Source organism: Scytonema sp. UIC 10036 (assembly GCF_009725235.1).
Genome location: NZ_WJFC01000099.1, coordinates 20314 through 45833, shown reverse-complemented (window position 1 = coordinate 45833; position 25520 = coordinate 20314). Strand labels below are relative to the sequence as shown.

Sequence of the window (25520 nt, the reverse complement as noted above, 5' to 3'; positions counted from 1 at the left end):
GGAGATGGGGGGAGTGGGGGAGTAGTGGGAGTAGTGGAAGTAGCAGGTAGGGGACGCTGGGATGAGTTATTTTGCAGTAAGGAATGAGATTGATCGGTCATTCCAGAGGGAGACGATGAAGAAACTGTGTTTCCGTGTCGCCATGTCAACAAATCCTCATATCCTCTGGCTTGGGGTAAATAAAGTGTAAAGGTGCTTCCCTCACCCAGACGGCTAACAAGTTTAATTTCTCCACCTAACAAACGGGTAATTTCCCGGCTAATTGACAAGCCCAACCCAGTACCACCGTATTTACGGCTGGTGGTTCCATCCGCTTGTTGAAACGCTTCAAAAATTATCTTTTGCTTCTCATTAGCAATGCCAATACCTGTATCGCTAACAGCAAAGCCGATGACAGTTTGGGCGCGACTTAAAGTTTCGTGGTCGTGAGACCATCCCTGAGTTGCTACAAACATTTGCAAGCGGACTTCTCCACGTTCAGTAAACTTGAATGCATTGGCGAGCAGGTTTTTTAACACTTGCTGCAAACGTTTGGCATCAGTATGAATGCTTCTGGGAAGATCTGCAGCGAGTTCGATGTGAAAACCGAGGTTTTTGTCACTTGCAATTTGTCTGAAGGTACGCTCTATTTGTTGGTGCAATTCTGTAAACAGCATTTGGTCTATATCAATTGACATAGTCCCGGATTCAATTTTCGCTAAATCCAAAATGTCATTAATTAGTGCTAACAAGTCATTTCCTGAGGAGAAAATTGTCCGGCTGTATTCGACTTGTTTATCTGTTAAATTGCCCCCAACATTATCTGATAGTAGCTTCGCCAGAATTAACAAGCTATTGAGTGGTGTCCGCAATTCATGGGACATATTTGCCAAAAACTCGGACTTGTATCTTGAGGAAAGGGAGAGTTGTTCTGCTTTTTCTTCCAAAGAACGTCTTGCGTATTCAATTTCTTGATTTTTACGTTCAACTTCTTTGTTCTGCAACGCTAGCAACTCTGCTTTTTCTTCAAGTTCGGCATTGGTTTGTTGTAACTCCTCTTGCTGCTTCTTCAGTAATTCTTCGGAAGCTTTTAGGGTGAGGGCTTGTTGTTCCAAGCGCTTGTTTGTTTCCCTAAGTTCGTTTTGCTGTGCTTGTAATTCCTGTGCCAAAGACTGCGATTGCTTGAGTAACTCTTCAGTCCGCATGCTAGCCGCAATGGTGTTTAATACAATTGCAATACTTTCGGTGAGTTGGTCAAAGAAAGTCAGGTGAATTTCACTGAAGCGTCGGAATGATGCCAATTCAATCACGGCTGTGACTTGTCCTTCAAATAGGACTGGTAAAACGACAACGTTGAGTGGCGGTGCTTCTCCCAACCCAGAACCAATCTTAATATAGTCGTAGGGTATTTCTGTCAGCAGAATGCGTTCTTTTTCCAAAGCACACTGTCCCACCAAACCTTCGCCAAGGTGGAAGCGATTGGCAAGGTGCTTCCGTTCCCGGTAAGCATAACTACTTAGTAGCTTTAAGAATGGATTGTCTTCTATGCCTTCCATAATGTAGAAGACACCGTGAGATGCTCCTACCAGTGGTGCTAACTCCGAGAGAATTAATTTGGAAACGGTCTCTAAGTCGCGCTGACCCTGTAGCATTCGGGTGAACTTAGCTAGGTTTGTCTTCAACCAGTCTTGTTCGGTGTTCTTCTGGGTTGTTTCTCTCAGGTTAGCAATCATCTGGTTGATGTTGTCCTTCAAGATGGCGACTTCACCCAGTGCTTCCACGGAAATCGAACGTGTTAAGTCACCTTTTGTGACTGCTGTTGCAACTTCTGCGATCGCTCTTAACTGAGTTGTCAAAGTTGCAGCCAGTTCATTTACATTATCCGTCAAATCCTTCCACGTACCAGCCGCACCGGGAACTTTCGCTTGACCTCCCAATTTTCCTTCAATCCCCACCTCACGGGCTACAGTAGTCACCTGATTGGCAAAGGTTGCTAGGGTGTCAATCATTTCGTTGATGGTTTCTGCTAGGGTTTCAATTTCCCCCTTAGCATCAAGCATCAGTTTGCGCTTCAGGTCACCGTTAGCAACGGCTGTCACAACTCGCGCAATCCCTCGCACTTGTGCTGTTAAGTTCCCCGCCATTGAGTTCACATTATCGGTCAAGTCTTTCCAAGTTCCCGCAACACCGGTGACTTGTGCTTGACCTCCAAGTTTACCTTCCGTACCCACTTCACGAGCTACCCTAGTTACCTCAGATGCAAAGGAACTGAGTTGATCTACCATTGTGTTGATGGTGTTCTTCAAATCGAGAATTTCACCTCTTACATCAACGGTAATTTTCTTGGACAAGTCACCGTTTGCCACCGCTTTGGTGACTTCCGCAATGTTTCGCACCTGGGCTGTCAGGTTACCCGCCATTGAGTTCACGTTGTCAGTCAAATCCTTCCAAGTTCCTGCAACGCCTTTTACGTAAGCTTGTGCGCCGAGTTTACCTTCGGTACCCACCTCACGGGCTACCCTAGTTACTTCTGATGCAAAGGAGTTTAACTGATCCACCATTGTGTTGATGGTATCTTTGAGTTCTAATATCTCGCCTTTGACATCTACGGTAATTTTCTTGGATAAGTCACCGTTTGCCACTGCTGTTGTGACTTCGGCGATGTTCCTCACTTGGGAGGTTAAACTTCCTGCCATTGAGTTTACCGAGTCGGTCAAATCTTTCCACGTCCCTGCAATTCCTGGTACTTGGGCTTGTACGCCAAGTTTCCCTTCGGTACCCACCTCTCGCGCAACCCTAGTGACCTCAGATGCAAAGGAGTTTAACTGATCCACCATTGTATTGATGGTGTTCTTCAGTTCTAATATCTCGCCTTTGACATCAACGGTAATTTTCTTGGACAAGTCACCGTTTGCGACTGCTGTCGTTACTGCTGCGATGTTCCGGACTTGGGCGGTTAAGCTTCCCGCCATAAAGTTTACACTGTCGGTCAAGTCTTTCCAAGTTCCGGCGACTCCCCTCACATCCGCTTGGACGCCGAGTTTTCCTTCCGAACCTACTTCTCTCGCCACCCTGGTGACTTCTGATGCAAAGGAGTTCAACTGATCCACCATAATGTTCATGGTGTTTTTCAGTTCAAAAATCTCACCTTTCACCTGTACTGTAATTTTCTTAGAAAGGTCACCGTTTGCGATCGCAGTTGCCACTTCTGCAATATTCCGCACCTGATCGGTGAGGTTTCCTGCCATCATGTTCACCGCACCCGTAAGGTCTTTCCAAGTGCCTGCAACTCCCTTCACTTCAGCTTGCACGCCCAGTTTCCCTTCCGTACCCACCTCACGGGCTACCCTGGTTACCTCCGATGCAAAGGAACTGAGTTGATCCACCATGATGTTAATGGTGTTCTTCAACTCCAAAATTTCCCCTTTCACATCCACAGTAATTTTCTTCGACAAGTCACCGTTTGCCACCGCCGTTGTCACTTCCGCAATATTACGTACCTGAGCTGTCAAATTTCCTGCCATAAAGTTGACGCTGTCGGTCAAATCCTTCCAGGTTCCCGCAACGCCCTTGACCTCAGCTTGTACGCCCAATTTTCCTTCTGCACCCACCTCACGGGCTACCCTCGTGACTTCACCTGCAAAAGAGTTGAGCTGATCCACCATGGTGTTGATGGTATTCTTCAACTCCAATATTTCGCCTCTCACATCCACTGTGATTTTCTTGGAAAGGTCACCGTTTGCCACTGCGGTTGTCACTTCCGCAATGTTCCGCACTTGGGCTGTTAAACTTCCCGCCATGAAATTCACGCTGTCCGTCAAGTCCTTCCAGGTTCCAGCAACTCCCCTCACATCTGCTTGTACGCCGAGTTTTCCTTCCGAACCGACTTCACGAGCCACCCTGGTTACCTCAGAAGCAAAAGAACTCAACTGATCCACCATGATGTTGATGGTGTTTTTGAGTTCAAAAATCTCCCCTTTGACATCTACAGTAATTTTCTTCGACAAGTCACCGTTTGCGATCGCAGTTGCCACCTCAGCAATATTACGGACTTGACCCGTCAAATTTCCAGCCATCATATTGACGCTGTCCGTCAAATCTTTCCAGGTACCTGCAACCCCCTGTACTTCTGCTTGTACGCCGAGTTTCCCTTCGGTACCCACCTCTCGCGCAACCCTGGTTACCTCAGATGCAAAAGAATTTAACTGATCCACCATGGTGTTGATGGTATTTTTCAATTCCAAAATCTCGCCCTTCACATCCACAGTAATTTTCTTCGACAAGTCACCATTTGCCACCGCCGTTGTCACTTCCGCAATATTACGTACCTGGGCGGTTAAACTTCCTGCCATGAAATTCACGCTATCCGTCAAGTCCTTCCAAGTTCCTGCAACCCCAGGGACTTGAGCTTGACCTCCCAATTTTCCTTCAGCACCGACTTCCCTTGCAACCCTAGTCACCTCCGATGCAAAAGAGTTGAGTTGGTCAACCATGATGTTAACCGTATTCTTCAACTCTAAAATTTCCCCCTTAACATCAACGGTGATTTTCTTCGACAAGTCGCCATTCGCCACTGCCGTTGTCACTTCTGCAATATTACGTACCTGAGCGGTTAAATTTCCCGCCATCATGTTCACCGACTCTGTTAAATCCTTCCAAGTCCCCGCAACACCTTTGACCTCAGCGAGAACACCTAGTTTTCCTTCAATACCCACCTCACGAGCCACCCGCGTCACCTCAGACGCAAAGGAATTCAGTTGGTCTACCATCGTGTTGATGGTGTTTTTCAGTTCTAAAATTTCTCCTTTGACATCAACAGTGATTTTCTTCGACAAGTCACCGTTTGCTACTGCTGTTGTCACTTCCGCAATATTACGGACTTGAGCAGTTAAATTTCCTGCCATTAAGTTGACGCTATCTGTTAAATCCTTCCAAGTTCCAGCAACTCCCGGAACTTCTGCTTGTACTCCCAGTTTCCCTTCAGTACCCACCTCACGGGCTACCCGTGTCACCTCAGAAGCAAAAGAGTTTAACTGTCCCACCATCGTGTTGACCATTTGGGCAGTTTGTAAGAATTCTCCTTTGAGAGGTCTACCTTCAATTTCTGGTGCAATAGTTTGGGATAAGTCACCATTCGCCACAGCCCGGATAACACGCGCAGTTTCCGCCGTTGGCTGAACCAAATCTGTAATTAGAGTATTGACAGAATCAACACAAGCTGACCAAGAACCCCGTACATTACCAAGGGTTGCTCGCTCGGTAATTTTACCTTCTTTACCTACAACATTACTAATGCGTTGTAGCTCTTCTGTTAATCGCTCATTTTGTTCAATTATGTCATTGAGAGCATCAGCTATTTTTCCTGCTATACCCGTTTGGTCGATGGGCATACGGGCTGAAAAGTCCCCTTTCTTAACAGCTGAGAGGGTTTTTAGTAGCTGTTTGAGATCTAAGTTATCACTTTCTTTCGTTGTTAATTCCGTAACCATGATTATTACAGTGAGCAGTGAGCAGTGACCAGTAACCAGCGAGCAGGGTATTCTTGTTATTTAAGGCTAAAGTGTATACACAAGTATATGAGAGTTTATAAATCTGTGTCTGAGATTGTGTTTCACCCCACTTTAACCCAGACCTTGGAAAGGGGACGAAAACAGAAGTTTAAGTTTCTATAAATGGATTTTGGTGACCTCAATACTTTATGTTTAGCCAAAAGGCGTATTCTTTAAACTATAACTAATTTAAAACACTCCTTTTGAAATACATTATTTGTATCTATCTATGGTATGAAAATTATCAATCCAAGTTAGCAGGGTTAAATAGTATAATTTTTTACTTAAACTTGACTCTCTAGGTTTTTTGAGGGTGCTGTAGCTTCAAGTGCCTCAAGTCGTTCTCATACTGTAAACAGCCAATAACTGTCAAAAGTGCTAACAAAAACGCACTAATGTTACCTGCATCGCCAAATCTTGGGGTAGCAGCCAGGGTCAGCGCCATTAGTCCGTCTATTAGACTATCATTAAGCTGGCGTAATTTACAAATGCCTCCTTTATTAAAAGAGGTAGTTATTTATATGCGTGTTGATGGAAGTTATTCTGTTTTTGACCCAGCCCGTCAACGCGAGATTGCTTATAATTTTAATCCAAATACACTCTGGAATGGATTAAAGTCACAAGATAAAGTGCTTTGTAATGGTCTAATTCAAGATTGGGTAACATGGCAAAATCAACCCAAGAAATATCCATTTCAACTCTTTTCTAATGTCATTACAAAACTTGCGCCCCACCCTTCAGAATGGATACAAGTGGGAGAACCAACGCGAGTTTCTATTGAAGACGTGCGCGATATTCCTACAGTTAATCTACCTTATGGAAATGTTCCTATCACCCAAACATCAGCAGGAATGAAGCGTATTTTGGGACTAGCTTATTTACTAGTATGGACTTGGTACGAACATAAAAAAGCTTCTGAACTACGACAGCAAGAACCAGTAGATCGGATAGTTTTACTAATGGATGAAATTGAATCTCATTTGCATCCTTGTTGGCAGAGGGTTATTTTACCAGCTATTTTAGATGTAGCGTGTAAATTACAACCCTGGACAAAGATACAGGCTTTAGTAACAACTCATTCGCCCCTTGTTCTTGCTTCCTTAGAACCAAATTTTAACGAGCAAGAAGATAAATTATTTTTATTTAAATTACAAGATAGAGAAGTTAGCCTTGACGAAGTACCTTGGTCAAAACAAGGGGACACAGTGGGATGGTTAACCTCAGCAATTTTTGGACTCAAACAAGCCCGTTCCCAAGAAGCAGAAATCGCAATTGAAGCAGCAGAAGCTTGGATGCGCGATGATGATATGAATGCGTTTCCAGAAAATTTGAGAAGACCAACACAAATTCATCAGGAACTTCAAAGAGTTTTACCAGGACACGATCCATTTTGGCCTCGTTGGATAGTAACAACGGAGAAAAGAAACTTTGGGTTATCTGGAGTATAACACAGATGATGCCATTTAATCCTCCTCCAGAACCACCTGATTTTGATAAAAAAGTGCGACAACCAGGAAATGCTTGGTTGGCAAAAAATCTAGAACCCAGTAAAGGAACCAGAGATTATTGGTCGCCTTTCAAAAGTTATTTAGCTGATGGTTTTAATAATCTTTTTGATATTACCGCCATTACCGGATGCAGATGTAGCGTTGATGGTTCCAGTGTTGTCTAAACGAATTTGGGGTGAGATGACTTCAATATCTCCTGCGATTCCAGAACCTTGAGAAAGAACAAACAAGCCACTAGCCGCATCAATAGTTCCGACTCTTGTACCAAATTGAGCAACACGGTTATTGAAAGTGCGATCGCTACTATTAATAATGACTCGGCCATTAGTCAAAGATACGTTTGCTCTAGTACTTTGAGAAGGGAAGCTCAAGCTGAATTTATTATCGTCGATTGAGAGAGCTACTATTCCTGGTTCTGCCAATCCTCCCAACTTAACTCTTCCACCATAAGCATTTAGTTGAGTAGCTAAATAACGGAGTAAACCGGAGTCAAACACCATCATTTCTTCACTTTCTAGGCTCACTCCGTAGTCGCTTCCAGTAGCAAGCGGATCGTAGACCCAACCACTTGGAGCGTAGTTCGGTAGGAACCATTAGGCAGTCTACCCAAGCCTAGTACAATGAAAGTGAGAGGTTGCAGATTCTCGTTCTAGTTTCATTGCACACCTAAAACATTACTGTTCTAGGCTTTCTCTCGTGCAGAGTTAGCCTGATACTTTGTACCTGTCCTAAACACGAGATTAGTTCTGTGTCGCAATATTGCTTTTAGCGCTATGTTACGTGCAGCGTTCAATCCAGAATGAGCAATGTAGCCATTAACCGTCCCCACGAAGTTAGCCCCTTTTTCATAAGACTGGAAATCAAACAAGGTCTTCGGGAATTCGTTGCTACGCCAGACCGGATTACCCCAAGGGTCAAATCTCGATGTATTACGAGGGTTAACCCTTGTTGTGACCACCATCCATCCTGATATTACCACCAACTAGCACTAGACTCTTGCGATGTGGGACACGCAGACCAAATGCACCGAATCCTGCTGGATCGCGTCCTGCTGGTATAAAAGCTAGCGATCGCTCTTGCAAAAGACGGTTTTCTTCTCAGCGATCGTATGCTGTTGGCGAATAATGAATCTGAATCCCTCACGCCGTTTTCAAGAAAGTGGCAAAACGAGAAAGTAAAATGACAATAGAGATCGAAGAAGCTTATTATGAGTAAAGAAGAACAGCTACTCGAATATTGGCGCGAACTCTCCCCTGAAGCCCAAGATCGAGTACTTCAACTCGCGCAAACTCTTAAGCCTCAGCCAGAGTTCGTTCCACAAACTCCCCTTGGTAAAAAGTTATGGGAAATCCGTCAACGTATTATCGCATCTGGCGTTCCTCTATTGAGTGATGAAGAACTCGAACAGGAACTTGCTGAGCGTCGAGGCGATTTTTAATCTAGGCAAACGAGTAGCATTTGCTGTATTTTCTTTTAGTATTTTATTTAGCAGTAAAAAATAATTTACTCTCTCATCAGCTTACACAATTTCTCAGCAATTTGAGTTAAGGTATCTGACGATAATTCACCTAGTTCGCGCTGGATAACTACTGTAGAAACTGTTACCAATTGATGTAATCTGATAGTAGAGGCAACTCGTAAGCCTGAAGTAGCAAAGTCGGGATGACTGCTGTCGATCGCAATATCCGTTTCTAATACAGTATCTGGGATACGACTGGTAACATAAGCCATAATGACATGACGACGTGCTCCTACAGGAGTGGTCAAACAAACTGCTGGACGCAACTTATTGACAGATAAATCATCATAAGGAAAAGGAACTAAGACAACTTTACCCTTAATCATGAAATGGTTTTCCATCAGCTAAGGTGTAAATATCTTCTTCTGGCTCTGTTATGGAACAGAAATCTGGTTCACTTACTACCGATTGAGCATATTCTAGATCGTGAAATGGTTTTCCATCAGCTAAGGTGTAAATATCTTCTTCTTGGTCTTTAAGAAAATCAAAAGCTGAATTTTTCATTGCTACTGTTAGCAATTCATATTCTTCTAGTTCTGCTTTTTTAAGTATGGCAGCTTCTAATGCTTCAAGTCGTTTTAAATCATCATAGGTAATAATTGCAGCTGTTGCTTTCCCTTGTTGTTCAATTACTATACGCTCTCCACTTTCCGTAACTCGATGAATCAGTTTTGGAAAATTGTTGTCATCTACATTTATATTTACTTTTGTCACATGGAACTCCTATTCAAAATCATACGATCGCTTGCTAACTCTACCAATATTGTTGAGCGTGTTTTCTGACAGTTTCCACATCCAGCTTTAAGCGCTCGGCAGTTTGCTCAATAGTTAATCCCATCTCCAATAAGATTGGTATCATTTCCAACTTAGTCTCCAGTATAGCTTCTTGTCTTGTTTCTTGATAAACTCTGCTTTTTTTCAAAGATTCTAAACCCAGCATAGCGGCAATTTCCTCCCGACTCAAGTTAGTAAACTTATCAATGACAACTGTTTGAATAAATTCTAAAACCTTTTCCTTCAAAATGACATCGGTTAGCGCTTGTTCGGCTTGACTCATCAGTTGTCTGGCAAGTTATCCAGTTTTTTCCTGAGTTTTCTTCTCAACTATTAACCGCATGACTCCTACACAAAGACACTCTCGACTCATGACTAATCAATGTTAGGAACTTGCAGAGCGATCGCCTGCTTATGGCAGTAGGTGCGCCTGGTGGTGGCACAATTATTACTCAAGTATTGCAAGTGATTCTTAATGTACTAGAATACAACATGGATGCAGGTTCTGCCGTATCCGCACCACGCATACATCATCAGTGGTTGCCAGATGAATTGAGAGTATAACCTTTAAGTTTAGATGCTCTTACCATCATAGAATTACAACGACGGGTACACAAGATTAAGCAAACTGCGCCTTGGGGAAATATCAACACAATTGTAGTCGCACCTGATGGAATTTTAGAAAGCGCAGGCGATCCACGCGGAGAAGGTTCCGCAAAAGGCTATTAAGTTGCCTTTCTCAATCCAAAATCTAAAATCTAAAATCCAAAATGGTATTAACTCTTAACTTCAATGGATTTGGAGCTAAACTCATTGGCGCGTGCGCTAGGCACTAATGTCCAGCCTGCTTTTAAAAGTTTTTGATAAGTCGCCCAACCTTTAGAACCTCCTGGTATTGGATAATCGGGAACAGAAAATTGTGGAAACGCGGTGTAAGGACGCCAAGGTTGATTGGGTGCAGTCTGCAAATGCAGAATCTTGTTCTCACTTTTGCTAGACTGTGATAACCAGCACATTTGTCTATACATATCAGACTCCTTAATTTCTTCAGCTCTTGAATGCATATTCGCAGACTTATGTCAAGTATCACCTCACCCAATAGGGGTAATTTTTTCTTTTCACTTTGTTGCCAAAGTTACAAAAAAAATTATAAATGAGGATATTTTGCAAGTACTTTACAAACACATACATAGGTTAATGAAAGCCAACTTTTAGGTAGTCCTTATAAGCTGCGTACAATCAGACGGATGAAAATAAGCATTAAGCTTTACGTCTATCTACTTGTATACCCAATGTTATTTGCAGTTCCGGAGAATTTATGTATGTTTAAGTACTTTTTACATTGGTTTTTAGTAGAAATTAGGGGTTAGGGGTTAGGGGTTAGGGATAGGTTCGCACACAAGCAGGGGAAATAACGCACGCCTAATGACAACTGACAACTGACAACTGACAACTTAGAAAGCCGTTACTGCTTCTTACTTATATATAATTGTTAAATCAGAAGTTTACAATGAACAATTTGTTGATAACCTACATTTTTTTTTATTTTGAATTTTTAATGATTGTTATAAGTGATTTGTCATTAATAAGGTTTTTAGTGAGCTTTTGCCCTATTGGACTTTGGATACAAAATACTTGTTCGCGTAATATGTATTAACGATGACTCAGCGTTACAATTTTTAGACATTGAAGAGGAGTGTTTTCTCGTATGTCGCCCGCTCACAATCGCTGTTTCAAGATGCTTCTGAGTTCATTCTGCTTTTGAACAGTTCCAGCAAGCAGGATACTGATTTTTCCCACTAGAATAGTACCCCAGTTAACCAACACAATGCCAGTATTGCTTTTAGGATTAAATTCAATATCACTGAAATCAAGGTTTTCGAGCGAGCAATATCGCGTCTTAAAGGTTTCACAACTCCAACTGGTAATATTAAGTTTCTTGGCAATACCTGTAGGATATGATGCGCCGTTAAAGCGTGGATTGCACTCGATCGCTAGATAACGCGTCTGTGTTGCATCTTCCACGACAGCAACATCAAAAGCAAATACCTGTTTCATCCCACGTTGCGTCATCCATTCGGCTATTGGTTCAACAGTGTCCCAAGGCTGATGCTTGCTGGGATAGCAATTGCCTATATGGGTGTAACCATCGAGTAATTGAGAAGTTACGACTAGACGTTGAAGCTTTGACGCCACAACGCAGTATTGCAAATTTAAAAAAGAGGAAGCTGTGACTTCCACCTGGATTTGTAAAGATATTGTATTGGGAAACGTTGTGAGGATTTGAGAAAGCTGTTGTGGGTTTTCACATCGCCTAATTCCAGCACCATCAACGGAAATAGTAGGTTTGAAATAACACGGATAGGAAAACTCAGATAAGTCTTTGATAGCAGCTTTGTTTTCAAAACAAAACGTTAGAGGAACGCTAACTCCAAGCTGGTGTGCCAGGTGTATAAAATTGTTCTTGCAGTTTATAAATTTAACCACGTTCAGCCAGTCAGAATCGACTCGGCGAAACCAATCTTCATCACAACCGACTTTGTTTCCAGGATTGCCAAAGAAGAAAAGGGAAATCTCCAGGTTAGGATAGTCTTCCAAAACTCTAAGCGAGACATCCCAGATGACATTTTTACTATGGCTTAAACCTATCCGTCCATAGTGTTCTGTAATTGTATCCCATTGCGACTTTAAATCTGGGTGCAACTGAATAATATCATTTGGGTCAGTCAAACCTAGCACCCTACCAGAATACAGATGATTACCTATGACAGATTCATGGGTACAGACCATGATGTCATGGTTGAAAATTCTATGGGGAGTCACGTTTTAATTGCTATTGTGAGGTTAACTGAAAACTGACGAGAAATCACAAATTTTGCCATTATACTCTCACAAAATAAAATATTAAAATATATATCTAAAGGCAGATGTTTGGTAAATATGACTCTTAGTCTAATACCCAGATTTCTCTGGAAGCGGAATGGGAAGGAGTTTGACTTAAAAAACTTAATGGATACAACACGATACAGCCAGTATACTCATACTACGGGCAAGTCTATCCTATGTCCGCAAGCTCTCTTGACGATGACAAATGACCTCTTAACCAAATTATGATAAAAATTCTTCATCTCTCTGATATCCATATGGGAAGTGGTTTTTCCCACGGAAAGATTAATCCCGTAACCGGATTGAACACGCGATTGGAGGATTTTGTTAATTCTTTATCACTATGCATTGATAGAGCATTGTCAGAACCAGTCGATTTAGTCATTTTTGGAGGTGATGCTTTTCCTGACGCAACTCCACCTCCATACGTACAAGAAGCTTTTGCCAGTCAGTTTCGTCGCCTTGCAGATGCCAATATCCCCACAGTCCTACTTGTAGGAAATCACGATCAACATTCTCAAGGACTGGGGGGCGCTAGTCTTTGCATTTATCGTACCTTGGGTGTACCGGGAGTCATTGTAGGCGATCGCTTAACAACCCATCGCATCACAACTCGTAATGGGTTAATACAAATTCTGACCCTTCCTTGGTTAACTCGCTCAACTTTGATGACTCGCCAAGAGACTGAAGGTTTATCTTTAGTAGAAATTAACCAGCTGCTGATCGAACGTCTTGAAGTCGTACTAGAAGCAGAAATTCGCCGTCTTGACCCCAATGTACCAACTATTCTTTTGGGCCATTTAATGGCCGATAATGCTTCTTTAGGAGCAGAACGTTATTTAGCCGTAGGAAAAGGTTTTACACTTCCTGTCTCTTTGCTAGCACGACCTTGCTTTGATTATGTCGCCTTAGGTCACGTACACCGCCATCAAAATCTTAATAAGTCTAACAATCCCCCTGTTGTTTATCCGGGAAGTATCGAAAGGGTGGATTTTAGTGAAGAAAAGGAAGAAAAAGGTTATGTAATGTTGGAAATCGAACGGGGTGACACTCAGTGGGAATTTTGCCCCCTACCCGCACGAACTTTTAAGACTATTGAGATTGATGTCTCTAAGATAGAAGAGCCACAAGCCGCAATTGTGAAAGCGATCGCAAAACACAACATCCAGGATACTGTTGTACGATTGATTTACAAACTTCGTTCCGAACAACTAGATTTAATTGATACCTCTGAATTGCACCGTGCTCTCAGTGCAGCTCATACCCATAGCATCCAACCAGAATTGGTCAGTCAATTGGCTCGTCCCCGTATTCCAGAGTTAAGTGCAAGTAATAGTATTGACCCAATGGAGGCGTTAAAAACTTACTTAGATAACCGTAATGACCTCAAAGACATAGCAGAATTAATGTTAGAAGCGGCACACAATTTATTAGCTGATGATGTGGAAGTTGCTCTCGAACCACTGACTCAAGAACAAGACCTTGCCTTAACCAATAGTAGAGATACTCAGTTAAAATTGCTGTGATCGGTGACCGGAAGACTCTCCTCACCTCCTTCACCTCCTTCACCTCGTTCCCAGGCAGAGCCTGGGAATGCCTGACTTGAGGCTCCGCCTCCCGTACTCAGCCAGAAGTGCGAGGCAGAGCCTCGCGGACTGCATTCCCAGCCTCTGGCTGGGAACGAGAGTGGCTGATGGGTCACTGGTTACTTATATGACTTTGAGCCTCGATAAATTCGCTCTAGCTGCTCTTGAGAAAGAGAAGTCATTGGAAACGGATGATGGTTATGGTTAGCTATCTCAATTTCCTGGATTGGTTGAACCTCTTTTACCGATGTTTCAGTAGAAGGATCGCATATCTCGCAAGAAGGAAGAGGAAGAAGTAGGGCCTCGTCTAACTCTGTTGGTGGAAGCTGAGCTTGAGGGAGGACATAAGCATGATTTTCAGCATCGTATGCCAAAACCTCTCCTGTTTCAATGTGATAAATCCAAGCATAAATACTTAATTGTCCTTGGTAGAGCTTGGAGCGAATGACGGGATATGTCCGTAAATTCTCAATTTGAGTCAGTACATTTTCGGCAGTGAGAATTTCTAGCAATTCTTCCCCCTCATATTGGCTGTAATGGTCTTGTATTAAGCGTCGGGTTGCCTCTGCATACTTGAGCCAATCATGCACGAGGGGCATTTCCTCACGCAGCTTGTCTAACTTCAGTAGCCCTTTCATTGCACCGCAATGTGAGTGACCGCAGACAATAATCTGTCGAATATCCAGTGCTTCAACAGCATATTCAATTGAAGCACCTTCACCACCATTAGTTGCACCAAATGGGGGTATAATATTGCCAGCATTGCGAATGACAAACAATTCACCCAAACCAGCTTGGGTAATTAGGTTTGGATCGACACGCGAATCAGAGCAGGTAATAAACAACACTCTAGGATTTTGACCGTGAGTTAGTTGTTTGAACAGCTCTTGGTATCTGCAATAGTAGCTAGCTTTAAATTCGCGCAGACCTCTAATCAATTTTTTCATAGGGCTAACCAGACAGGCAATAGTCTTTATTCTCCCTCGTAAAGCTACGGTTGTATCAATTCTTGTATTAAAGTGTAAAGTTTATGAGATTTTATAAAAATCCCCGGTTTTTCTCCGGGGTATGATGTCTTTCGACACTCTTGCACTTAATCCATACAATACTCATTGTACAATTTCCAATGATGCCAAAGTGCCAACGTGAAACGGGCATTGGAGATTGGGCAATGCCCTGGTTGTTCTTTTCAATAGCTTAGAATTGTAAGGCAAAAGATAGCACTCGGGTGCGATCCCAATAAGCTTGTCCCAGATACAACCCAGGAGCAACTTCACGAATCTCATCCCGAATCTTTTGAGCAAGAAAAAATGAAGATTTGGAGTAATCCAAGATAATGGATTCTCCTTCACTCAACCAACTATTTCCCCTGTAAACTTTAGCATCGACCATATGAAGCCCAAAGACAGTCAGCCGATTGAGCAACAATCCTTGCTCTCGGTCAAAAATCTTTCCCTGCCAAAGAAATGAATCAATTAAAGATGAAAAGACTTCCCACATGGAAATTTGAAAAACAAAGAGAACCTTCCCATTGCTTTGACCATTGGGAATTTCACCAATAGGACTGTTTTTATAAAGATTATCTAATTCTGTAGGTGTCATTGCCATCAAGTCTTTCATTGTAATTGTCATTTTTAATTACCTCTGGAGCAAAAATAAATAGGCAAAGGGCTTCCAGCATTAGAGCAGTTATGCACTCTAAGCTTTTTTACTTAATCAGTAGCGTCAAACAAATTAAGTGTAAAATGCTTGAGGCTCGTAGTTGCACCAAGCGCGTTCGCCGCCCTTGCGTGCCGCAGGCATAGACAGCGCAACTACGAACATTTTATGTTTTTTTAGGTTGAACTGCTTATCAGCCTTCTTACTTATGTAAGTGTCAGCAAATTTCACTCATGCATTTAGGGAACACCAGGATTATAAAAAATGTCATAGCAATTCTGTATAAAGATGCATCTTCTCAACTTCTGAACTTCCGTGTAGTTCCCTCAAGGCATTGGGGGGAAAGATTTAGCTGTGGGGTAAAAATATATTGTAGCTTCACAAAGAAATGTCATAAATAGAAAAATAATTGTAAAGAATTGTATTTATCGTTTCGGAATTATCTATTTTGAATCTGAATCACTCATTGTATTTTAATATGGAGTTCACTTTCGAAGTGCATGAGTGAATTGTGCTCATACCTATTTAAGTAAGGCAGATCGTTTTTGTTCAAGTTAAGAGCAAGCTAAAGGTAACTAACTGCAACCGCTTAAATTTCTGCCAATACGTGAGTTATAAAAGTGTAGTCTTGCGACAAGTGGGTTTTATGAAGAAGACAAGTCTATTATTTACTAGCTGTCTGCTCCTTGCCGTGATTATGTTTATAGTCTGCGGCTTTTATGGAACATCTACAGCTTTCGCTAGCGAATCTAGTGAAACTTCTATACCTGTTGCAACTGGGTACTCTACAGCATCTGGTGCTGAGTACTCAGATGATGTCAATAACTGTGATGGTCTTGGTTATTTACCATACGACGACAACCTGACAGATGCGGAAAAGCGAGGTCGTTGTACTTGGTACTTATGGACGGGTGGAAACGATAAATATTACAGAGATGTAGCAAAGCGAACACATGGTGAAGTCGATTTACTAAGTTTAATGGATTCACGCGATCGCGACCAACGGCTCAAGCGTTTCGGCGCAATCAACGATCCGGGCTGTGAAAAAGCAACAGAACCAGATGAATATGGTTTGTGGCTCGATAAGTGTAAAGACTCTCAATCCACAGGGGTAATTGGATTGCGAAAGTTCAAAAATCCCAACTTCGATCCTGTAAAATGGGACTTAGAAAAATACAAGCAAGACGCACAAGTAGAACCTCCTTACCGAATCGGACAATCCTGTGCTATTTGTCACGTAGCCTTAAACCCCCTCAACCCGCCCCAAGATCCAGAACACCCAAAATGGGAAAACTTGGTAGCAGCATTGGGGAATCAGTACATCAAGGAAAATGAACTGTTTGGCTCAAGAATTAAGCCAGATGATTTTAAATGGCAAGTGCTGCACTCACAAAAGCCAGGGACTTCTGATACTTCTCGCATCGCGACAGATTACATTAACGCCCCCAATGCAGTCAATGCTATCTTCAATTTAAGCGATCGCCCCAAATATCCCGAAGTCATGAACGATGGTTCCACACAGGAAGTCAATCACATTCTCAAAGATGGGGCTGATTCTACTGGAGTCGCAAATGCATCACTGCGGGTTTACGTCAACATTGGGATGTGCGGTGATTACTGGTTGAGTCTCCACGATCCCATACTAGGCAGAAAACCACAACGACCTTTTGATATCGAAAAAGCCAAGAAGGAATGCGGAGACTGGAGAGCAACAGAAGCCCGCATGGGAGATATGGAAGCATTCTTAAAAACCATCCAACCTATGCATTTGAAAGATGCGCCTGATGGTGAGACATTCCTAACCAAAGATGAAGAAATTCTCAATCGCGGTAAAGCCGTTTTTGCCAACAGTTGTGCTACCTGTCATTCCAGCAAACAGCCTCCCGCAGAAGTTGCAGCCGATCCAGAAAAAGCCAAACAGTGGTATTTGGAATCTGTATTGAGCAGTGACTTTTTAGACCACAACTTCTTGTCCGATGACAAGCGTTACCCCGTCACCCTTATAGGCACAAACGCGGGACGTGCGTTAGCAACAAATGCAACAAAAGGGCATATTTGGGAACAATTTTCTTCTAAGACGTATAAGGAATTGCCATCACCAGGCACCTTAAAGCTAGATAATCCCTTTGACAAAAGCGCACCCATTAATTTTGAAGTGCCTTCTGGGGGGGTGGGATATTATCGCACACCATCGCTCATTAGTATTTGGGCAACAGCACCATTTTTGCACAACAATACATTGGGAATTTACAACGAAGATCCAACTGTTAAAGGACGTGTAGAAGCGTACACAGATGCAATGGAAAAAATGCTGTGGCCTGAAAAACGTGAAGGTATTATCAGCCGGACAACTCAAGCCAGCACCTTAACACTACCTCGTGGAATTGTTAAGCTTCCCGTTCCTAAAGAAACACCTGTGAACTTAGTGGCAAATATCAACATTAGAGATGCAATCACAGATTTCAACATTCTGCATTTTCTTCAAGATGTGAGACCTGAAGGTGGTATTAAAGGCAAACTTGCACGCTTGCTTATAAGGGCAAACAAGTCTCCTGATTTCATTGAGGACAAGGGTCATACCTTTGGATCGGAACTATCTGATGAAGATAAGAAAGCGTTGATTGAGTTTGTGAAAACTTTTTAACGCTTCTCTAGCTATGTAGGGTGGGCACTGCTCACCTAGCCCTGTCAAGGTGACTCACAAAATTTTGATTCATGTGGCAAGGCAACATTTTTTTCCTCTGCGCTCTCTGTGCCTCTGCGGTTCAAAAGTCATTTATTTAACCGCAGAGGACGCAGAGTACACAGAGGTAAGAGGTGAGAAGACGATTGATTTCCTGAAATTTTAATCCACCTTGACAGGGCTACCACTGCTCCCCTACTACCTCTTATAAAGAAAGTTATGAAAACAACAAATCAACATAACCAGAAGCAAACAGCACTTATTACTGGAGCATCTAGTGGAATTGGTTATGAATTGGTGAAGTTATTTGCTCGAGAAGGTTACAATCTTGTTCTCATAGCGAGAAGTGGCGAAAAGCTGGCTATAATTGCACAAGAATTCAATCAAAAATACAGCATTACAGTTAAAGTTATTCCCAAGGATTTATCCGAACCTACCTCTCCAGAAGAAATTTTCCAAGAATTACAACAAGAAAATATTACTGTAGATATTTTAGTCAATAATGCTGGATTTGCTACTTATGGTTTCTTTAATGAAACCGACCTTAATACCGAACTGGAAATGATGCAAGTTAATATGGTGTGTCTCACCCATTTAACAAAGCTCTTTCTTAAAGATATGGTTAAGCAAGGTTATGGCAAAATCTTAAACGTTGCTTCAACTGCATCATTTCAGCCCGGTCCTTTGATGGCAGTTTATTTTGCAACCAAGGCTTATGTCTTATCTTTTTCTGAAGCGATCGCCAACGAATTAGAGGGGACTGGTGTTACAATCACAGCACTTTGTCCGGGACCAACAGAATCTGGTTTTCAGAAAAGAGCAGCAATGGAAGACTCAAAACTAGTTAAAGGTCAAAAGATTATGGATTCGGAAACTGTAGCCAAAATTGGCTATACTGCCTTAATGGAAGGGAAAACTGTTGTTATTACTGGAATCAAGAATAAAATATTAGCTGCTAGTGTAAGATTTAGCACAAGAAAAATGGTGACAAAAATTGTTAGAAGTATGCAGGAAAGACAGTGACCAGTAACAAATAACAAATGACTTTTGACAAATGACAAATGACAAATGTTATGTTTTTGTAGGAAAATAACAGTTATACAGCAGCAATTGACATGGGAGGTTGTCTGTGGGGTTTAAAAAAATTTTGGTAGCTCTTGATGCATCACCTGAAACACAGGTGGTGTTTGAGGAGGCTTTACAATTAGCAAAAAAAGAGTCAGCTTGCTTAATGCTCTTTAACTGTGTGGATTTTGGCTCAAAACTCACTTTTCCAACTGAAATCAAAGAGAAAACTCAAGAAGGCGAAGAATTACTTCAAGGGTACAAGAAAAAAGCACAAGAGCAAGGAGTTGCAGTAGAATCTTTATGCCGAGTGGGAGAACCCGGAAAATCAATTTGCAATTTAGCACAAAGTTGGAGGGCAGATCTGATTGTACTTGGTCGCAGAGGTTTTAGAGGTTTCACAGAAGTTTTATTAGGGAGCGTCAGCAGTTATGTCCTTCACAATGCCCCTTGTTCTGTTTTAGTTTTACAAGGTGAGGCTTTTAGCAGTTAAATATAATTTAAAATTTAAGGAAGATTGGGGCAAATTTTTTGATAAGTTTCACCTAAATACAAGTCCCACTCTTCTAAAGTTAAATTGCAAGTCAATCGACTGCATGCCTCTTCAATCAAAACTTCTGGCTGTAAATTCCAGATTTGAACTTGGTTTAAACAATTAACAGTTACTAAGTGTTCGCTATCCCAGCTAAAAATAATATGATTTATACCTCCGTAAACTTCAATACGCGACACTTCTTGCTTACTTATCAAATCCCATATTCTGACAGTATCACCACCAACAGCTGCTGCTAAGAAGCGACTTCCTGGACTGAAAACTACTTTTGTCACCGCTCTACCCAGTTTTATAATAGGTAAAATTTCTTCACCGGACAAGTCCCACACTTGGATGAAACCATCACTGTCTACGGATGTATCCGAACCATAAAATCCACCAAACCCAGCTAGGTATTTTCCATCTGTACTCAGGATAAATTCACTTAATCCCTCATTATCTAGCTTTATACGTGTCACTTCTTCTCTTTCTAAAATTTTTAGAACCAATAAATTTTTATCGGTAAAATTTGAATCTTTAGGAAGAATTACTAAAGATTTTCCATCTGAACTGATGCTGATGACTTTGCTATTTTCTAATTTATCACTTTGTTGATAATTTATAATATCCCATACTATAATATCACAAATTAAAACTTCAATGTTGTCTCTATATATAGTTGTCAAGTGAACTAATGTAGTTAAGAATTTTGCGTCTTGACTAAAGGCGATCGCAATCACATTCGCATTGTGTTCCATCGCTAGCAATTCTTGACCGCTTGCTAGTTCCCAAAGTCTTACCGTTTTATCATCGCCAACAGTAGCTACCAATTCTTCATCTGTACTGAAAACAGCATAATGTGCTCCTTGATGTTTGATAAATCTTACCTCCTGATAAGAATTCATATCATAAACTTGTAACCCATGAGCTTGGCTGCAAGTTATTCCTAAATACTGACCGCGAGAACTTATAGTGATACTATTAACAAATTTTTCTCTATCAAGTTCGAGCGCAACTTTACCATCAAAGTCATCAACAATCTGCCATAGATGTACAGTATCGCTATACCCTTTTTCTGGATTGCTATCTTCCTGAGTTGCTATGTACTGACTATCTCGACTAAAGGCGATATTGACAACATAGTTTTCATGGAGCAGGCGTGCAACTTCTTGACCTCGAAAAACGTGATATATTCTAGCAATTTTGTTAAATCCTTTCCCCACAGTAGCCAAATAATTTCCATCGGGACTAAAGACAACACAACTCAACCAGGTTGTGGGGTTATCTTTGATATGTGTCACTTGATAACCGCGAGGAACCTCCCAAACAATTGCTTCTCCTTTCCTATCTCCAGCCGCCATATACTGACCATTAAAGCTCATGGCAATAGTATTAATCCATGCATTATGCTCTACAGTCATCTCTTCTCTACCACTTGGTATTTTCCATACTTTAACGGTAGTTAAATTCACTGTTGCCGCAAAAAATTTACTGTCTAAACTAAATGCCATGTCATCAACATTTTCGCGAACAGCCAAATTGAGTTCGGAGCTAGTTGGTGAAGATAAATTCACGGTTTCGTTGATAATTCGCCGCTTGGTAGAAAGTTTCCAAACCTGTCTTCTCCCTTCTCCAGAACCAGGATTATCTTCAATAAATTCAGCTAAATAATTGCCATCCGGACTGAAAGAAATCGGCTCTTGACCGCTATAAAACTCTGGTAATTTTACTAATGGCAATCCCACAGGTATGACTTCTAAAGAATCCGTCAATTGCCATACACCTCTAAAACCACCACTTACAATAACTATATATTGTCTTTTTGGGCTAAAAATAATATGCTGTACGGGTCGCTCGCTGACTATTTGTGCAATGAATTGTTGATTTTTTAAATTCCAAATCTTGACGATTCCATCTTGACAACAAGTAGCAGCATATTTCCCATCTGGGCTGATGGTGGCAACTTTTAAATCTTTTTCATACTCTAGACTAGCCACTTCTTGACCGCTCTTTATTTCTATCAGTCTGATGGCATCATTGGCGATCGCTAAATGTTTGCCATCAGAACAAAAGGCTAATGAATTTGAACAAGTATAATTCTGAAAGCTATGTTTATCGATCCGAGCGATAGAGCGTGGGAGCAAAGCCAGCCCTTGACGTAGGGTTTGATCTGCCAAAAGATACCTCATTTCTAGCTTGTTGAAGCGTTTCATGGATTCAACAGCCAGTAAAGTACTCAATTGCAGTAAACTAATATCCTCCCTTTGTATCATTTGTGCTTGTGTTGCTAATAGGCGAGCCCGAGCAATTTGCTGTCGTTCTTGTGAGATTCGCAAACGCTCCTTAGCTTCTTCAAGTTCATCTTGTCTTTTTTGAATGCTACTTTTCACAAATTCCGTTTCTAGCTGATTCAGCCAGTTCTTCTGGGGAGGATATTCTAGAACTTTTTCTAACACGGCAATGCGGGGGTCACGACTCCAGAGAAAAGCCGATTTGCGATCGCGATCGTGCCAATCATGAGCAGCCAGTGCCAGACGTTGGCGCAGCACTAAACTTTCATTTTGTTGCTTATCGTCCTTCCACTTTTGTAAAAGATCCCATCCCAACACTAAAGCATCGTGGGCGGGTTCTACGAAAGGTTCCCCATTAGGTTCTTTTCCACTGACAATCAATCGAGCATCGGTAAAGCATTGAATAATTTGCTTAACTCGCTTGTTGTCTTCAGCATTGGGGTACTCTAGTTCGCGCAAAGGAACCCGTCTGCGAGCCAAAGCACCGCCATCGACAGTGACCGTTCGCAACATAACTTTACGAACAGTGTAGTCGTAAAGAGAGTCCATTTGTACTAATTTTTCATACTCTTTGGTTGCTCTACGGGTTAGGGAGCCTGCGACTCCCCCCAAGTCGTTATAATCCTGTTCTGTTAAAGCCCGGTTATCGCCTCGACGGTTCAAATATTTCAAATAAAGTTCGCTCAGAGTAAAAGAAAGGAGCGGAAGTGCTCCAGGCATCTGAACAACTTCATTAATTAATCGCTCTACTAATTGTGCTGGTTCAAAATAAAGGACTTTTTCTGCTGCTGGTTTTTCAATGACTTCTCGAAGCTCATTTTGAGTCATTGGCGGTATCAAAAATCGGGCATCCATCCAACGATCTGGAAAAGCAGATGTTAAAAACTGTGGTTCAAAGTCCAAGCGGAGCGTTATGACAATATGAAACTGTGGTTGGGCAAGTGCTTGTTCCAGTTCTGTTAAAAACTGCGATCGCATTTCATCGTTTTGACACGTGGTAACCAATTCTTCAAATTGGTCGATCGCAAGCAGTAGTTTCTTTTGAGGATTGGCATTGCACCAAGCATTTACGACAGCAAGCAGTGACAATTGGCGATCGTTTGCCGTTGATATCTTCTTTTTAACTTGAGAAAGTACAATTCTTGGAGAAATACCGGGACGAATAGGGTCAATAATATACCAATCATGAATAGTAGATTTACGCAAATAAGGCAATAATCCGGCTTTTACAAGACTGGATTTACCTGTTCCTGAGGCTCCCAAGACTACCGTTAATTGGCGATCGCAAACAACCCGACTCAATTGTTCTGTTAATTTCTTTCTTCCAAAAAACAACTCACTGTGAGCCTCATCAAAAGATTCTAGACCTCGGTAAGGGTTCTTCTCAGGATTCAGTTGAGGAGCAGGTGGTAAGTTCAATTTATGACCGGGAACTAGAAAAATGTATTCCCCGTTGTCATGTTTTGCTAAGTGATATAAACCAGGAGTTTGGCGACTGTGGAGTTTTTGAGTCGTTGTTGCCAATTTCGCCCCCAGATAAAAGTAGAGTTCTGTTGCTGTAATGACTCCATCCCCAGTTGGTGTGCCATCTTTAACTGGTAAAGAAATATCGGCATCACCGCGTAAGGCTTGAAACAGTGCTGCAGCAAAAGGAGAGTGATGTTCTACCGTTCCACGAGATGCAACAAAATCCAAAGCCTTCTCATCGTCAGCCGCAGATGCTAGGACTTGCCAAGCTCGGTCTTGAATGAAGCGATCGTAACGTTCTTGATACACAACTGGCAAACGCCGCAAGGCATTTCTTTTGTGACTTGACCAACGAAATGCGCCTGCAAAACAGCAATCAAGAATAACTAACAAATGCCTGCAAGGTAGAGCAAGCAGAGCATCGTGTAAATTCTGCATTTGCAGGTAAGTACTGATATGACCTGACTCAGCATCAGCCGGTACAAGATAACCCGCCGGACCTTCTTCATTTTCCAATGCATCCAGAGCAAGACCGTGTCCGGCAAAGTAAAATACAATCCTGTCATTTTCATTGAGTGCGATCGTTTCTCGATCAAGAGGTAATTTCTGTGCGTGAAAAGCAGCAAGTAGTTGGTTCAGTCCTTCCAAAGAAGCATCTTGGTTTAAAAGCAGCCGCACACCGTATTTGTAATCTTCCAGAATCCGAGCAAGTTCGCAAGCATCAGGGACAGCCGTTTCCAAGGGTGGGATGCCATTTGAATAATCATTAATCCCGATAATAACGGCAAAATTCCGCTGAAACTCGTGCTTGGACATAATTGGAAGTTATAAATAACTGCTTAAACTATCTATTACCTATATATTTAAATAGTGTTAAGCAAAATCAGCTTATGCATAAATATCATGACTTAACATAAAAATTACGCAAAATTGCGTCTTTACGTGAGTTTTAATAATTAGGACTTACGCACTATACAAATTGACCATTATATGTGTTAACGGATAATGGTCGTTTCAGACTTGTAGGGGCGCGGCGGCATTGCGCCCCTACTTGATATCTTGTTGGCTCAACAAAAAAACCAGTTTTTTTGTAAAGACTAGCCTTCGTGTTCACATTAGCAAAACTCTCATCAAAGATAACCGACCACAGGTTTTTCGTGGATTATAGCCAAGATTCCACCAGAAAAGGTTGTGCTTGCTGAATTCGGATAAAATCGCTGTCCGCAGAAACAAGGATGAGATTATGCTGAATCGCTGTCGCTGCGATCCAAAGATCGTGGTCATCAAATCCCAAATCTCCAACACTTGTACTCCGACGTTTGCTTTTATCTTTAGGGGCAAACCGCTCAAAAACTGCTGCTTTGAGTTGACTGTAAAAAATAGCGGTTTCTTCGTCAATGAAATACAAGTCAATATCTATCAAAAATGCTTGAACTGCTGCCCGGTTTTTGGCTTGTTGTTCTGATTTTTCGCTCATGTAGAGCAGTTCACCGTAAGTGATAATGCTAATGCCAATGTCACTAGCAGAACGAGATTGCAGAGCGGCAATGACGTTAGGGATGTTATTAATGATATAACTGCAATGGTTGGTATCTAAGAGATACATGGAAAGAAATTAAAATTGGGCTTTAGAGCGGGATTCTTTTACAGAGCGAAGACATTCTTCCAAATCATTTCCTTGCCAGGTTCCAGCAAATTTCAGTAGATCGCCTGCCTTGGTTCCTCGTTTAATTGGAGCTAACCGACGAAGCGGGCGTTGATTAATAGTACTTTTGTTAGTTAGGGAATCCAAGAAATCACTGACTAAGGAGAGTTGTTCGGATGGCAATTGAGCTAGTTGTTGTTCGATTTTTTGGCGCAGTTCCGGGTAAGTCATTAGCACATCTCTGTATTTGATAGTCTATTTTCTCGACTTCTTAATTCTACAATCTTAAAGCCCATGTCATAGTGATTCGCTCGTGCCGCAACGGTAATGCCCAACTACCAGAATCTTCACAGCACCCAAGCAATAGTACTGTACCC

General features: G+C 41.8%; 19 protein-coding genes and 1 pseudogene. 7 read left to right on the top strand and 13 right to left on the bottom strand.

Translation table 11 applies throughout. The annotated features are described in order from the left end of the window. The coding region (locus F7734_RS35220) for a HAMP domain-containing protein (protein ID WP_155749150.1) at positions 1 to 5468 on the bottom strand (5468 nt) is incomplete at its 3' end. Positions 5469 to 5923: 455 nt separating this feature from the next. Here F7734_RS35220 and F7734_RS35215 point away from each other — a divergent pair. Beyond that, complete coding sequence (locus F7734_RS35215; protein ID WP_243147254.1) at positions 5924 to 6976, top strand: AAA family ATPase; 1053 nt, start codon at positions 5924 to 5926, stop codon at positions 6974 to 6976. Positions 6977 to 7116: 140 nt separating this feature from the next. Here the strand turns inward: F7734_RS35215 and F7734_RS35210 are convergent, their stop codons facing one another. Further along, positions 7117 to 7560 (bottom strand): hypothetical protein, encoded by a 444-nt coding sequence (locus F7734_RS35210; RefSeq protein ID WP_155749149.1) that lies wholly within the window; start codon positions 7558 to 7560, stop codon positions 7117 to 7119. Between the two features lie 414 nt (positions 7561 to 7974). Beyond that, positions 7975 to 8118 (bottom strand): hypothetical protein, encoded by a 144-nt coding sequence (locus tag F7734_RS35205; protein WP_155749148.1) that lies wholly within the window; start codon positions 8116 to 8118, stop codon positions 7975 to 7977. Between the two features lie 125 nt (positions 8119 to 8243). Between F7734_RS35205 and F7734_RS35200 the strand changes: the two genes are divergently transcribed. Continuing rightward, positions 8244 to 8474: a hypothetical protein gene (locus F7734_RS35200; RefSeq protein WP_155749147.1), complete on the top strand. Its 231-nt coding sequence runs from the start codon at positions 8244 to 8246 to the stop codon at positions 8472 to 8474. A gap of 65 nt (positions 8475 to 8539) precedes the next feature. Here F7734_RS35200 and F7734_RS35195 read toward each other — a convergent pair whose 3' ends face one another. Genes F7734_RS35195 through F7734_RS35185 form a run of 3 tightly spaced genes read right to left on the bottom strand, consistent with a single transcriptional unit; the run spans position 8540 to position 9612 of the window. After that, entirely contained in the window at positions 8540 to 8881 is a 342-nt protein-coding gene (locus F7734_RS35195; protein ID WP_155749146.1) for a type II toxin-antitoxin system PemK/MazF family toxin, read from the bottom strand. Then, positions 8874 to 9269 (bottom strand): type II toxin-antitoxin system Phd/YefM family antitoxin, encoded by a 396-nt coding sequence (locus F7734_RS35190; RefSeq protein ID WP_166482344.1) that lies wholly within the window; start codon positions 9267 to 9269, stop codon positions 8874 to 8876. The genes F7734_RS35195 and F7734_RS35190 overlap by 8 nt, the downstream gene beginning before the upstream one ends. Before the next feature lie 40 nt (positions 9270 to 9309). After that, positions 9310 to 9612 carry a DUF2887 domain-containing protein gene (locus F7734_RS35185; protein WP_155749145.1) on the bottom strand — a complete coding sequence of 101 codons (303 nt, stop codon included), beginning with the start codon at positions 9610 to 9612 and terminating at the stop codon, positions 9310 to 9312. 113 nt (positions 9613 to 9725) lie between these two features. On the opposite strand from F7734_RS35185, the pseudogene F7734_RS35180 reads away from it, so the two are divergent. Continuing rightward, positions 9726 to 10058, top strand: a pseudogene (locus F7734_RS35180) (gamma-glutamyltransferase); the annotation flags it as partial. Positions 10059 to 10105: 47 nt separating this feature from the next. Here F7734_RS35180 and F7734_RS35175 read toward each other — a convergent pair. Further along, positions 10106 to 10357: a hypothetical protein gene (locus F7734_RS35175; RefSeq protein WP_155749144.1), complete on the bottom strand. Its 252-nt coding sequence runs from the start codon at positions 10355 to 10357 to the stop codon at positions 10106 to 10108. Between the two features lie 691 nt (positions 10358 to 11048). Then, a complete protein-coding gene (locus tag F7734_RS35170) occupies positions 11049 to 12059 on the bottom strand; it encodes a hypothetical protein (RefSeq protein ID WP_207714288.1) in 1011 nt (336 codons plus the stop codon). Between the two features lie 380 nt (positions 12060 to 12439). On the opposite strand from F7734_RS35170, the gene F7734_RS35165 reads away from it, so the two are divergent. After that, a complete protein-coding gene (locus tag F7734_RS35165; RefSeq protein ID WP_155749142.1) occupies positions 12440 to 13741 on the top strand; it encodes an exonuclease SbcCD subunit D in 1302 nt (433 codons plus the stop codon). A 179-nt stretch (positions 13742 to 13920) separates the two neighbouring features. On the opposite strand, the gene F7734_RS35160 is transcribed toward F7734_RS35165, so the two are convergent. Then, positions 13921 to 14748, bottom strand: a complete 828-nt coding sequence (locus tag F7734_RS35160) for a carbonic anhydrase (RefSeq protein WP_155749141.1) — start codon at positions 14746 to 14748, stop codon at positions 13921 to 13923. A 250-nt stretch (positions 14749 to 14998) separates the two neighbouring features. Continuing rightward, positions 14999 to 15433 (bottom strand): hypothetical protein, encoded by a 435-nt coding sequence (locus F7734_RS35155; RefSeq protein ID WP_155749140.1) that lies wholly within the window; start codon positions 15431 to 15433, stop codon positions 14999 to 15001. Positions 15434 to 16106: 673 nt separating this feature from the next. Between F7734_RS35155 and F7734_RS35150 the strand changes: the two genes are divergently transcribed. The 3 genes from F7734_RS35150 to F7734_RS35140 all read left to right on the top strand — a co-directional run bounded on the left by F7734_RS35150 (position 16107) and on the right by F7734_RS35140 (position 19701). Then, positions 16107 to 18104 (top strand): hypothetical protein, encoded by a 1998-nt coding sequence (locus F7734_RS35150; protein ID WP_243147253.1) that lies wholly within the window; start codon positions 16107 to 16109, stop codon positions 18102 to 18104. 258 nt (positions 18105 to 18362) lie between these two features. Then, positions 18363 to 19166 carry an SDR family oxidoreductase gene (locus F7734_RS35145; RefSeq protein ID WP_155749139.1) on the top strand — a complete coding sequence of 268 codons (804 nt, stop codon included), beginning with the start codon at positions 18363 to 18365 and terminating at the stop codon, positions 19164 to 19166. A 106-nt stretch (positions 19167 to 19272) separates the two neighbouring features. After that, entirely contained in the window at positions 19273 to 19701 is a 429-nt protein-coding gene (locus F7734_RS35140; protein ID WP_166482343.1) for a universal stress protein, read from the top strand. 14 nt (positions 19702 to 19715) lie between these two features. On the opposite strand, the gene F7734_RS35135 is transcribed toward F7734_RS35140, so the two are convergent. The 3 genes from F7734_RS35135 to F7734_RS35125 form a co-directional block, all read right to left on the bottom strand. Next, positions 19716 to 24314 (bottom strand): caspase family protein, encoded by a 4599-nt coding sequence (locus F7734_RS35135; RefSeq protein WP_155749137.1) that lies wholly within the window; start codon positions 24312 to 24314, stop codon positions 19716 to 19718. A 346-nt stretch (positions 24315 to 24660) separates the two neighbouring features. Next, positions 24661 to 25104, bottom strand: a complete 444-nt coding sequence (locus F7734_RS35130) for a type II toxin-antitoxin system VapC family toxin (protein WP_155749136.1) — start codon at positions 25102 to 25104, stop codon at positions 24661 to 24663. A gap of 9 nt (positions 25105 to 25113) precedes the next feature. After that, positions 25114 to 25374, bottom strand: coding sequence for a hypothetical protein (locus F7734_RS35125; RefSeq protein ID WP_155749135.1), 261 nt, complete (start codon positions 25372 to 25374; stop codon positions 25114 to 25116). Positions 25375 to 25520: the final 146 nt, after the last annotated feature.